Source organism: Priestia sp. JNUCC 25 (assembly GCF_053667915.1).
The window spans coordinates 4145492-4157871 of record NZ_CM132211.1 but is presented as its reverse complement, the minus strand read 5'-3'; the positions used below and the strand labels follow the sequence as shown (position 1 = coordinate 4157871).

At 38.2% G+C, this 12380-nt stretch carries 14 protein-coding genes; 13 read left to right on the top strand and 1 reads right to left on the bottom strand.

Annotated elements, in window-relative coordinates; translation table 11 throughout:
* Positions 1-2: 2 nt before the first annotated feature.
* Positions 3-1055 carry a type 2 isopentenyl-diphosphate Delta-isomerase gene (fni, locus tag JNUCC25_RS21800; RefSeq protein ID WP_013059026.1) on the top strand — a complete coding sequence of 351 codons (1053 nt, stop codon included), beginning with the start codon at positions 3-5 and terminating at the stop codon, positions 1053-1055.
* Positions 1056-1231: 176 nt separating this feature from the next.
* Complete coding sequence (locus JNUCC25_RS21795; protein ID WP_013059025.1) at positions 1232-2446, top strand: MFS transporter; 1215 nt, start codon at positions 1232-1234, stop codon at positions 2444-2446.
* Positions 2447-2476: 30 nt separating this feature from the next.
* On the opposite strand, the gene JNUCC25_RS21790 is transcribed toward JNUCC25_RS21795, so the two are convergent.
* Positions 2477-2614: a YpzI family protein gene (locus tag JNUCC25_RS21790; RefSeq protein ID WP_013059024.1), complete on the bottom strand. Its 138-nt coding sequence runs from the start codon at positions 2612-2614 to the stop codon at positions 2477-2479.
* A gap of 120 nt (positions 2615-2734) precedes the next feature.
* Here JNUCC25_RS21790 and JNUCC25_RS21785 point away from each other — a divergent pair, with 120 nt between their 5' ends.
* From JNUCC25_RS21785 to JNUCC25_RS21735, 11 genes are all read left to right on the top strand, one after another.
* Positions 2735-3340 (top strand): YphA family membrane protein, encoded by a 606-nt coding sequence (locus tag JNUCC25_RS21785; RefSeq protein ID WP_013059023.1) that lies wholly within the window; start codon positions 2735-2737, stop codon positions 3338-3340.
* A 297-nt stretch (positions 3341-3637) separates the two neighbouring features.
* A complete protein-coding gene (gene der / locus JNUCC25_RS21780) occupies positions 3638-4948 on the top strand; it encodes a ribosome biogenesis GTPase Der (RefSeq protein WP_013059022.1) in 1311 nt (436 codons plus the stop codon).
* A 17-nt stretch (positions 4949-4965) separates the two neighbouring features.
* Positions 4966-5997: an NAD(P)H-dependent glycerol-3-phosphate dehydrogenase gene (locus JNUCC25_RS21775; RefSeq protein ID WP_013059021.1), complete on the top strand. Its 1032-nt coding sequence runs from the start codon at positions 4966-4968 to the stop codon at positions 5995-5997.
* Positions 5998-6312: 315 nt separating this feature from the next.
* The gene (locus JNUCC25_RS21770) at positions 6313-6516 is read left to right on the top strand and encodes a DUF2768 domain-containing protein (RefSeq protein WP_013059020.1); all 204 of its coding nucleotides are present in this window, start codon (positions 6313-6315) and stop codon (positions 6514-6516) included.
* A gap of 24 nt (positions 6517-6540) precedes the next feature.
* Positions 6541-7263, top strand: a complete 723-nt coding sequence (locus tag JNUCC25_RS21765) for a hypothetical protein (RefSeq protein ID WP_064472102.1) — start codon at positions 6541-6543, stop codon at positions 7261-7263.
* Positions 7264-7492: 229 nt separating this feature from the next.
* The gene (gene spoIVA, locus JNUCC25_RS21760) at positions 7493-8971 is read left to right on the top strand and encodes a stage IV sporulation protein A (RefSeq protein ID WP_013059017.1); all 1479 of its coding nucleotides are present in this window, start codon (positions 7493-7495) and stop codon (positions 8969-8971) included.
* A 373-nt stretch (positions 8972-9344) separates the two neighbouring features.
* On the top strand, positions 9345-9617 hold the full coding sequence (locus JNUCC25_RS21755; protein ID WP_013059016.1) for an HU family DNA-binding protein: 273 nt from the start codon (positions 9345-9347) through the stop codon (positions 9615-9617).
* A 148-nt stretch (positions 9618-9765) separates the two neighbouring features.
* Complete coding sequence (gene folE, locus JNUCC25_RS21750; RefSeq protein ID WP_013059015.1) at positions 9766-10332, top strand: GTP cyclohydrolase I FolE; 567 nt, start codon at positions 9766-9768, stop codon at positions 10330-10332.
* Positions 10333-10357: 25 nt separating this feature from the next.
* Complete coding sequence (gene mtrB / locus JNUCC25_RS21745) at positions 10358-10588, top strand: trp RNA-binding attenuation protein MtrB (RefSeq protein ID WP_013059014.1); 231 nt, start codon at positions 10358-10360, stop codon at positions 10586-10588.
* A 278-nt stretch (positions 10589-10866) separates the two neighbouring features.
* Positions 10867-11661 carry a heptaprenyl diphosphate synthase component 1 gene (locus JNUCC25_RS21740; RefSeq protein WP_013059013.1) on the top strand — a complete coding sequence of 265 codons (795 nt, stop codon included), beginning with the start codon at positions 10867-10869 and terminating at the stop codon, positions 11659-11661.
* 4 nt (positions 11662-11665) lie between these two features.
* Positions 11666-12370: a demethylmenaquinone methyltransferase gene (locus JNUCC25_RS21735; protein ID WP_013059012.1), complete on the top strand. Its 705-nt coding sequence runs from the start codon at positions 11666-11668 to the stop codon at positions 12368-12370.
* Positions 12371-12380: the final 10 nt, after the last annotated feature.

The following is a 12380-nucleotide window of genomic DNA, read 5'->3' as shown; positions in this document are numbered from 1 at the left end:
TTGTGAGCAGAGCAAAACGTAAAATTGATCACATTCATCATGCGATTCAAACTGGACAGCATCGGCTGCACGGGCTAGATGATATTCGCTTCGTTCATAATAGCTTACCAAATACAGGCGTGCAAGATGTTCATATTGATACAAAAATTGGCGAACTTTTGTTAAGTTCGCCAATTTTTATAAATGCTATGACGGGTGGAGGCGGACAAGAAACGGAACGGATTAACCGTTCGTTTGCTCAAATTGCTCATCATGGTCAGTTAGCAATGGCCGTTGGATCGCAGATGGCTGCGATTAAAGATGAAAAGGAAGAACAATCATACAGAGTAGTACGTCAAGAAAACCCTAACGGAATTATTTTTGCCAACCTAGGCAGTGAAGCTACAGTTGAACAAGCTAAAAAAGCGGTTGATATGCTTGAAGCAAATGGACTTCAAATTCATTTAAATGTTATACAAGAACTGGTCATGCCAGAGGGAGATCGTGATTTTACCGATGCATTACGTCGTATTGAACGCATTGTCCGAGAAGTAACCGTTCCTGTAATTGTCAAAGAAGTAGGTTTTGGGATGAGCGCTCAAGCAGTGCAAAAACTTAAAGATGTTGGTGTTGAAATCGTTGATATTGGTGGGTACGGCGGTACCAATTTTTCGAAAATCGAAAATGAAAGACGAGCAAAACATTTTCACTTCTTTAATGATTGGGGAATTTCCACAGCAGCTTCTTTAGCGGAAGTATCTCAGCACGTAGAAGGTATGTCCATTATTGGTTCAGGAGGTATTCAAACCTCTATGGATATTGCTAAGTCTATTGCGCTAGGAGCTTCTGCAACGGGAATGGCAGGATATTTTTTATCCATTTTAATGAAGTCTGGTTTAGAAGCAGTTGTAGAAGAGATAGCCGAGCTGCATGAGGAGTTAACGTTCATCATGGCTGCGTTAGGAGCAACTTCTATTGCTAAGCTTCAGCAAATGCCTCTAGTTATTACAGGGGATACCCATAGCTGGCTGACTCAGCGAAATGTATCTATAGAAACATTTAATAACAGATCATAAAAAAGCATGCAGTTGACTGCGTGCTTTTTTATTTTTTTAGAAGATGAATGATCGCGTTTCCATTTTGAAAAACAAAAAATGTTGGCAGAAGAAGTGACAAAAAGCATGAAATCCCAAACGTTAGCCCCTTATAATAAGTTAAATGAACAGAAAAATCAGAAAAAAGAGGTGGCGTAATGAAAAAGGGACATCCTATATTTACAATTTTTCTTTTCTTTTTAGGCTGGGTTTTCATGTATGCAGATCGTAATATTTTATCTCCGGTTATGGGAGATATCGGTGCGCAGTGGGATCTTAATAAAGCTGAACTTGGACTAATGTCTACCGTGTTTTTTGCAGCGTATGCAGCTATGCAAATTCCAACGGGTTTTTTGGCAGATCGATTTGGTCGCGTTAAGATCTTAGTAGCTGGATACATCTTGTTTGGAGTTGCCACATTTTTCACAGGACTTACAACTACTTTCGGTATGTTCTTACTCATGCGGGCGCTGACAGGGCTTGGAGAAGGAACGTATTATGGTTCACAATACGGAATTTCTTCAAGCATCACGTCCGAACGATACCGAGGTTTAGTGGCTGCGCTCATTAATAGTGGAATGGCTTTTGGTATATCACTTGGTTTTATCGGTTCTACATACATTACATATACGTTAGAAAAAGACTGGCAGTTTACTTTTTACTTATTTGCTATTCCGACTATAGTAATAGCTATTTTAATAGCTTTCTTTGTAAAAGATAAGCAAAGGGATCAAGAAAAAAATGCGCCAAATAAAGAAACAAAGCAGTCGCTAAAAGTATTATTTACAAGAAATCATATTTTCGTATACATTTTAATCTTCTGCTCTCTTTACGGATTTTTTGGGATGCTTACGTGGCTTCCGTATTATTTACAGCACTCGCGAGGCTTAGAAGGGTCTCAAACAGGCATCATAGCATCTTTAGTACCTTGGGCGTCTATTCCAGGAGCAATCTTCTTTGGATATATATCTGATCGAATTGCAAATAAAAAAGCATTAATTGTGAGTTTGTCAGTAGCGGGCGCTTTATGTCAATTTTTTATTCCCTATACAGAGAGTTATTCTTGGCTATTAATCGGCTTAATTGTGTACGGTCTGATAGGTAAATTAGCATTAGATCCGATTTTGATTTCGTATATGGCGGATATTACTCCATCGTCCATGTACTCTAAAGTGTACGGTTTTTTTAACTTCAGCGGCATGCTGTCATCGATCTTTGCACCTTACATTACCGGATATTTTGCAGATAAACTTGGAAGTATGGAATTCGGATTTTATTTGTCAGGAGCACTATTGTTAGTGGGAGGAGTTCTCTTTTTGTTTACAGGAAAGAAAGAACGTTCCTATCCTGTTTCACATCCAGTTTTAAAATAAAAAATGCGCTGACTAAGTCAGCGCATTTTTTTATTTGTGCTCATTTAACTCGCGCGCTTCTTCAGGACTTTGCAAGCTAGTTGCTCCCGGATAGTGAAGTCCTTGATCACGGTCAGATTCAACTCGTTTTGATTCTTTTAATTTTTTCTCTTGACGATCTTTTCCCATTTTAGTTTCCCTCCTTTTTTCTGATAGGTTGTCCAAAATAAAGGGTTCTATTCTAAAACTCCGATTAAGTTTTACCAAATTGATACATACTGATGACAGGTAGAGGAGGTGCCATATTCAGTGGACGGAATTTTCTTTTATTGGCTTTCGTGGATGGGATGGATTGTTGCGACTTTTCTTATGCCCAAAACACCTAGGCGTTGGAAGGTAGCAGCCATTATATTAATCAGTATACTCCTAAGCGGAATGAACATGCATATGGCTCAGTTTTCATGTAGCTACACCGCTTTGTTTTTAGTGGGAGTAGCGTGTGTTTATGCTTCAGGCTACAGCAGGTTTCAGCAGTTATATTATGTTATTGTATGCGGCATTATAATAATTGCCTATGCTGGTTTTTGTTTACTTGAGCTCTATGATCCTGTATGGATTTTTATTGATCGTAAGTGGATTTTGACTGGACTTATCTTATATATTTGCTTTATGGTGATTAAAGATGCTGAAAAAAGATTCGCAGCGATCATTTTAGGTGTAGTTGGAGGAGATTTTTTATACGCAGTTGTTATTCGAGATATTGCATCTTATGAAGTAGGGTCTCTTCGGACACTCGACGTTTTAGCAACAGCAGTAGGAACTATGTTTATTTGGGAGATGCTGGTTTATTTTTCTGCTTATTTAGATTTGTACGTGCTGAAGTCTCACAGGCAAAAGCAAAGTACTTACAAATAGAAGAAGAGATTTCGTAAAATTATATTGTTGTTACCGGTGATTTTTGATAAAATTGTTTGATTGAAAGAGTAATGCTTATTCAGCGGATAGGCAGTTAATCAGCTTGGTGTAAAATAGAGCTGATAAAAAGCCTGCTTTATCGCTTATGATCGATTAGTAGAGGTCATGCCACGCTGCATGGCCTCAATTTTTGAAAAAAGAATGATCTTATTTATTTGTACATGTAGATAAATACCTTTAGTCGATTAAAGACTGGTTGCCGATACATAAAAAAGATCAAGGAAAGGGAAGAATCGTATGCCAAAACCAATTATTGCGATTGTTGGTCGTCCCAACGTAGGAAAATCAACAATTTTCAACCGAATTGTAGGAGAGCGAGTATCTATTGTAGAAGATATTCCGGGTGTAACTCGTGATCGTATCTATAGTTCAGGTGAGTGGCTGAATGTGGACTTTAACATTATTGATACTGGCGGTATTGATATTGGAGATGAGCCATTTTTAGAACAGATCAAACAGCAGGCAGAAATTGCAATTGATGAAGCGGACGTAATCATTTTTCTAGTGAATGGACGCGATGGAATTACTGCAGCTGATGAAGAAGTGGCGAAAATTTTATACAAATCCAAAAAGCCTGTGGTCCTAGCTGTTAATAAAGTAGATAATCCTGAAATGAGAGAATTAATCTATGATTTCTACGCACTAGGATATGGAGAACCGTTCCCAATCTCAGGAACGCATGGTTTAGGTTTAGGTGACCTGCTAGACGAGGCAGCTAAGCACTTTCCAAAAGAAAAAGACGAAGATTACGGAGAAGACGTCATTAAATTTTCATTGATTGGTCGTCCTAACGTAGGGAAATCTTCATTAGTTAATGCTCTTCTAGGTGAAGACCGTGTTATTGTCAGTGATCTTGCCGGCACGACACGCGATGCTATTGATACAAAGTTTACAAAAGAAGATCAAGAATATGTTGTTATTGATACAGCTGGAATGAGAAAGCGTGGAAAAGTGTACGAGAGTACTGAAAAATACAGCGTACTGCGCGCATTAAAGGCAATTGAACGCTCAGATGTTGTCTTAGTTGTATTAAATGCTGAAGAGGGTATTATTGAACAAGATAAGAAAATTGCCGGCTATGCACAAGAAGCTGGAAAAGCTGTTGTCATCGTTGTGAACAAATGGGATACAGTAGAAAAAGATGAAAAAACAATGAAAAAATTTGAAGAAAATATACGTGAGCATTTTCAGTTCTTAACATATGCTCCAATTGTATTCCTTTCAGCTAAAACGAAAAAACGTACGCATACGCTATTGCCAATGATTGATCTTGCAAGCGAAAGCCATGCGGTACGTGTAGAAACAAGCATCTTAAATGATGTGATTATGGATGCAGTAGCAATGAACCCTACGCCTACTCACAACGGCAACCGCTTAAAGATCTATTACACAACTCAAGTAGCAATCAAGCCGCCAACTTTTGTTGTGTTTGTAAATGATCCTGAGCTAATGCACTTTTCATATAAACGTTTCTTAGAAAATAAGCTTCGTGAAGCTTTTGGATTCGAAGGAACTCCAATTAAAATTATTGCAAGACCAAGAAAATAACAGAGGATGTGATCGGCGTGGAAAGAATAGCTGTACTAGGAGCAGGAAGCTGGGGAACTGCATTAGCTTTCGTATTGGCGGAAAATGGACACGATGTTCGCATTTGGGGACATAGACAACAAGTCATTGATCAAATCAACGAGACGCATCAGAATGAAAAATATTTGCCTGGTGTAGAGCTTCCTCATCAGATTAAAGGTTTTACGTCATTAGAAAAGGCAATAGAGGGTGTTGAAACCCTTATTTTAGCTGTTCCAACGAAGGCCATTCGTGAAGTGTTGCAGCAGCTAAAATCCCTTACCGATGAACTGTTTACAATTGTTCACGTGAGTAAAGGGATTGAACCTGATTCTCTTTTACGTATATCTCAAATGATTCAACAAGAAATTGATACAAAAGACATCGTTGTCTTATCAGGTCCGAGTCATGCTGAAGAGGTAAGTAGAAGGCAGCCGACAACCGTGACGTCAGCTTCAACAAATATACAAGCAGCAGAAAAAGTGCAGGATTTATTTAATAATCAACAGTACTTCCGTGTTTATACAAATCCTGATGTGATTGGTGTGGAAATTGGGGGAGCGTTAAAAAATATTATTGCTCTTGCTGCTGGTATCACGGATGGACTTGGATATGGTGACAATGCGAAGGCCGCTCTTATGACTCGTGGCTTAGCTGAAATCGCTCGTTTAGGTACTGTGCTTGGCGCCAATCCTCTGACGTTCTCAGGTTTAACCGGGATTGGGGACTTGATTGTAACGTGTACAAGCGTTCATTCTCGAAATTGGCGCGCTGGTAATCTTCTTGGGAAAGGCAAAAATTTAGACGAAGTATTAGAAAATATGGGAATGGTTGTAGAAGGTGTACGCACGACGAAAGCAGCTTACCAGCTATCTCAAAAATATGACGTAAAAATGCCGATTGCTGATGCTTTATATAATGTACTGTTTAATGATGTGAAGGCAAAGGATGCAGTAGACGCGCTTATGTCTCGTACTAAAACACATGAAATGGAAGATTTAGCGAATGTTTTAGGAGAAAAATTAAATTAAGTGCAAAGAAATATGAAAAAATAGGCAATTGGCGATACCCAAAATCATTTACTTGCATAAAATAACGTGTAAATAAAGATGAGTAGAACTGTTAGTATGGGAATATTTAGTTATGATCGAAGCGAAGAGCCCCCTTCGCTTCGATTTTTTTTATGCGAAAAAGCAGGAATTTGTCAATTTAATAGGAAAGTAATTACTATAGAGCATGAATCACTGGAAGGTAAATAAATAGTGAATTTAGAAAGTTCTATCAATATCCATCTTAACTATAAGTCCTTATGTTATAATAACGGTGAAAAAAGGAGTGGATGCAATTTGTCGCCAGGTTTGTTAAAGATGTGGATTTCATTGGGTTCCATTGTATTTATGTTTATTTCGGTATTTTCTATTTACTTTAGTCGTTATAAAATTACGAACCGCATTGGTAAAATTGTACTCGCTTTCATTGCCTATTCGCTTATGATTGTAGCAGGTCTTATTATGGTAATTGTTGTATTCAGCGGGCCGACAGATGCTTAATGTACATATGGTAGGGTGAGAAAAATGAAAAAATTCATGCTAACGTCTATTGTTGGGTTAACCATTTTTATATTATCCGGTTGTTTGTACCCGACGGAAAGAATGTCTCAAAATCAAGTTCCTTATAAAGATCAAGTTGCTTCCGTGCAAACGGCGGTTGATCAATTTAAACAAGAAAGCGGAGGCTTATTGCCGATAAAAACGAAAGATATGGACACGCCGATTTATCAAAAATATCCGATTGACTTTACGAAAATTGTTCCTAGATACATGCAAGACGCACCTGGGAATTCGTATGAAAGCGGAGGGATATTTGCGTACGTGCTTGTGGATGCAGAAACAAAGCCGACGGTTAAATTATTAGACTTACGGATGGCGGATACGATTCAAGATGTTAACGTACATTTGAATATATACCGTCAAAATCATAAAGGGTACGTACCGTTTAAAGACGTCATCGCTCCCGGCGTATTCTCTATTAATTATAAAAAATTGAATATGAAAGAGCCTCCTGTCGTTACTAGCCCATATACAGGGAATAGTCTTTCTTTAATTGTTAATGGACAGGGAGATGTATTTGTAGATTATCGCCCTGATTTGTATGATGCCATTCAAAAGCATAAAAGCTCCTACAAACCTGGTGAAGATATACGAAAGCTCCTTGTGGAAAACAGTGATTTTGTACCTGCTTACTCTCTTCCTTATACAGTCAACGATAAGAATGAACCAATATTTTTAAAAAAATAAGTCATGAACCCCTTCTCCTTGAATAATATTCAGAGAGAAGGGGTTTTCTCTTTCTTGTACACCAATAATGATAATCAGAATGACTAAGTCAGCATGTGCATGAAAAAAATCATAAATTTTTCTATCAAAAGTCATATTTTAATAGGACAACGTCATAACTATATAGTGTCCTAATTTACTCTCGCAATGGATGTCATATTCCATGAACTCATAGATCGGAGGGGATCTTTTGGAAAAGGTGGATGTATTTAAAGATATCGCTGAACGTACAGGAGGCGATATATATTTAGGTGTGGTGGGAGCAGTTCGAACAGGAAAATCTACATTTATTAAAAAATTTATGGAGCTGGTGGTCCTGCCTCACATCGAGAACGAGGCAGAAAGAGCTCGCACACAAGATGAACTACCACAAAGTGCAGCTGGAAAAACGATTATGACAACTGAGCCGAAATTCGTACCGAATCAAGCAGTTAATGTTTTGGTAGATGACGGGCTAGAAGTTAACATACGGTTAGTAGATTGTGTAGGATATACGGTGCCTGGCGCTAAAGGGTACGAAGATGAAAACGGACCTCGAATGATCAATACACCTTGGTATGAAGAACCAATTCCATTTCACGAAGCGGCTGAAATTGGAACGAGAAAGGTAATTCAAGAACACTCAACGATTGGTGTCGTCATTACAACAGATGGCTCAATTGGAGATATACCTCGTCAAGATTACGTGGAAGCAGAAGAGCGCGTCATTAATGAGCTAAAAGAAGTAGGCAAACCATTTATCATGGTTATTAATACCGTACAGCCATATCATCCTGATACAGAAAAGCTTCGTGCAAAGCTTAATGAAAAATATGATATTCCAGTATTAGCGATGAGTGTGGAAAGCATGCGCGATACTGATGTGATGAACGTATTAAGAGAAGCACTCTACGAGTTCCCTGTATTAGAAGTCAACGTTAATCTACCAAGCTGGGTAATGGTTTTAAAAGATAAACATTGGCTGCGTGAAAGCTATCAAGAAGCCGTTAAAGAAACGGTAAAAGATATTAAGAGGCTGAGAGACGTTGAACGGGTAGTAGAGCAATTTAGCCAGTTTGAGTTTATCGATCAGGCTCGATTAGCCGGAATTGAGATGGGGCAGGGAATTGCCGAAATTGACTTATATGCTCCAGATGACTTATACGATCAGATTTTGAAAGAAATCGTGGGAGTAGAAATTCGCGGAAGAGATCATTTGCTGCAGTTAATGCAAGATTTTGTGCATGCAAAAACCGAGTATGATCAAGTCTCTGATGCCCTTCGTATGGTTAAACAAACGGGTTATGGTGTAGCTGCACCTTCGCTTTCGGATATGAGCCTTGATGAACCTGAAATTATTCGCCAAGGATCGCGTTTTGGGGTTCGTTTAAAAGCAGTGGCACCTTCTATACACATGATTAAAGTGGATGTAGAATCAGAATTTGCGCCGATTATCGGAACGGAGAAGCAAAGCGAAGAATTAGTTCGTTATTTGATGCAAGACTTTGAAGATGATCCGCTTTCAATTTGGAATTCAGATATATTTGGCCGCTCTCTAAGTTCAATCGTAAGAGAAGGGATTCAAGGAAAGCTGTCGCTGATGCCTGAAAATGCGCGATATAAGTTAAAAGAAACGCTAGAACGGATTATTAACGAAGGATCTGGAGGTTTAATCGCGATTATTTTATAAGAATGTAACGTTAGGCTCCTCATAAAGGAGCCTCTTCTTTTTGGATAGAACATACAAAACTTTACATATATTGTGATAGATCGCGTGGTTATCTTATTCCTGCGTTATTTTCTGCTTGCTATGCCTTGTTCAATATGTTAATCTTTTAACAGAAATCGATCGATCATACTGTTTTCATTACATACATACGGCAGATGAATGAAAAACATTGAATTATTTAGTTCAATCGTTTATGATTAGGCTTGTCGATACATAGGTTATGTATAATATCCATTTGTTTTGTTAAAGAATGAGATATAACGAATTACTAGATTCCTTTTCTAACAAGGTTTTTAGTTATTATATGATCCGATTTTGGGAGGAGGTGAATGGCATGAACAAGACAGAATTAATTAATGCTGTTGCAGAAGCAAGTGAGCTTTCAAAAAAGGATGCTACAAAAGCAGTTGATGCTGTTTTCGATACAATTTTAGAAGCTTTAAAAGCTGAGGACAAAGTTCAACTTATCGGTTTTGGTAACTTCGAAGTACGTGAACGTGCTGCTCGTAAAGGACGCAATCCACAAACTGGCGAAGAAATCGAAATTCCTGCTAGCAAAGTTCCTGCATTCAAACCAGGTAAAGCTCTTAAAGATGCTGTAAAATAATATCTACATAAAATGGCTTTATTCATAGCCGTTGATGAAGAGCTTTGAAAGGTCGCACATTTGCGACCTTTCTTTTTTGCCTTTGGTATATACATATGCTAGAATTTTTTTCATAAAGTCGTAATGCAACGAATTGGAGGGCAACAACATGTCATCTGTAAATAAACCACAGATCGAACAAGCCGTGAGACTAATTTTAGAAGCAATTGGCGAAGATCCAAACCGTGAAGGATTATTAGATACCCCAAAGCGAGTAGCTAAAATGTATGAGGAAGTCTTTTCCGGGTTGAATGAAGATCCAAAAGAGCATTTTAAAACAGTTTTTGGAGAAGACCATGAAGAGCTAGTGCTTGTAAAAGATATTCCTTTTTACTCTATGTGTGAACATCACTTAGTGCCTTTTTATGGAAAAGCTCATGTTGCGTATATTCCAAAAGGTGGACGAGTGACCGGTTTAAGTAAGCTGGCAAGAGCGGTAGAAGCTGTTGCGAAACGTCCTCAGCTTCAGGAGAGAATTACATCTACAGTGGCGGATTCTATTGTAGAAACATTAGAGCCGCACGGGGTAATGGTAGTAGTGGAAGCAGAGCACATGTGTATGACCATGCGAGGCATTAAAAAGCCTGGAGCTATGACAATCACTTCTGCTGTACGTGGAGTGTTAGAACACGATGCAAGTTCTAGAGCTGAAGTTTTATCACTGATTAAATCATAATGTGGATGATGAAGGAGAAGAGAATATGACACAAAAAGGAACGCCGGAGTATATTGTCATTAAAGCGGTCGAAGATGGAGTTAACGTAATTGGATTAACGCGAGGAGCAGATACGCGATTTCATCATTCAGAAAAACTAGATAAAGGCGAAGTAATGATTGCGCAGTTTACTGAGCATACATCCGCAATTAAAATTCGTGGCAAAGCCGTCATTCAGACTGTTCACGGAGAAATTGAATCCGATACGAAAAAATAAGCAGGGATTTTCCTGCTTTTATTTATATTTAAAATAAATGAATAAGAACAGGAAAAACATGGTGAAACTAAAAGCAATATCTTAAATTACTGTCTGAGAAATCCAGATGGTATGTAGATGAACGGTGTTCAAGCGGATGAGCAGCTAAATGATTTAAACCGTGAAAAAGCTTCAAAAGAATTTAAAGGATATTTTATAATGTAATTATGTTATAATTGACACTATCGATTTGGAGTTAAAAGAACTTTAAACAAATAGTGATGGAAAGGGAGACAAGGATGATGAGCGTAAAAACCATCTATGATATTGTGGCCAACATGAAAGAACAGCTTCATGTTGAATTAAGTCATCCATATGTAAAAAAATATATTCATCATCCGCGTATTGATGAAAATAGATTACTGTACATGTGTTCGTTCTTAGATACTCTTTCAATGGAAGAAGAAAAAAAGAACAGCTCTGTGCTATCTGTGATGCTCGTTCAAACCGCACTTGATACCCACGATCTAGTCTCCACTCAAAATGTTAGCGGAAATGAAGGAAAGCTGCATGAGCGGCAGCTGGTAGTTTTGGCCGGAGATTATTACAGCGGCCTGTACTATTACTATTTAGCTCAAAGCAACCAGCTGAATTTAATGAAAGTTATAGCATCTGCTATTAAAGAAATTAATATCGCTAAGATACACATTTATAACAATCGCTCTACTAATCCACACGACGTTATGAATAGTTTTTTAGCAGCAGAATCATCGTTTGTAAGATGCTTATGTGACTATTTTGAACGTGAAGAGTGGAAAGAACTTTTAAAACATGCAGCGTATTTGAACGGGATATTAAAGCAATTAAAGTCATTACAGCATAAAGAGCCTACTCTCTTGCTAAACTATTGCAAACAAATTGGCATGAATCAAGAGCAAATAAAAGAACACCTTTATTCGTATACTCAACAGTCTGTAAACATTGTTAGAGGATACTTACGAAGTGAATTTGTGATGAATGAGTTTTTAAGAGAGCACTTAGATGAACTTACATCTAGCTTAGAAGTGCTGAAAAATGTCGTAGGAGAAGGATAGAGATATGCAGCAATCAAAAGAACAGCGTGTCCATGGCGTATTTGAAAAAATATACAAAAATTATGATCAAATGAATTCTGTTATTAGTTTTCAGCGTCATAAGGCATGGCGCAAAGATACGATGAAGCGAATGAATGTTCAAAAAGGAACAAAAGCTTTAGATGTTTGTTGCGGAACTGCGGATTGGACGCTAGCTATGGCTGAAGCAGTTGGAGAAACAGGAGAGGCAGTTGGCCTGGATTTTAGTCAAAATATGCTAAAGATTGGTGAAGAGAAAGTAAAAAACTCACCTTTTTCAAATATTACCTTACTACATGGCAATGCAATGGAACTTCCTTTTGAAGATAATTCATTTGACTATGTAACGATTGGATTCGGACTGCGCAACGTGCCCGATTACCTTCAAGTTTTAAAGGAAATGCAGCGCGTCGTGAAACCTGGCGGAAAAGTGGTTTGCCTTGAAACGTCTCAGCCCACGATGATCGGCTACCGACAAATGTACTTGCTTTACTTTAAGTATATTATGCCTGCGCTTGGAAAGATGGTCGCTAAAAGCTATGATGAATATTCATGGCTTCAAGAGTCAGCAAGGGACTTTCCAGGTCAAAAGCAATTGGCTGATATGTTCCGTGAAGCCGGTTTGACAGATGTTGAAGTGAAATCTTACACAGGTGGAGTAGCAGCGATGCATCTAGGGTACAAACGATAAAAGAGAAAAA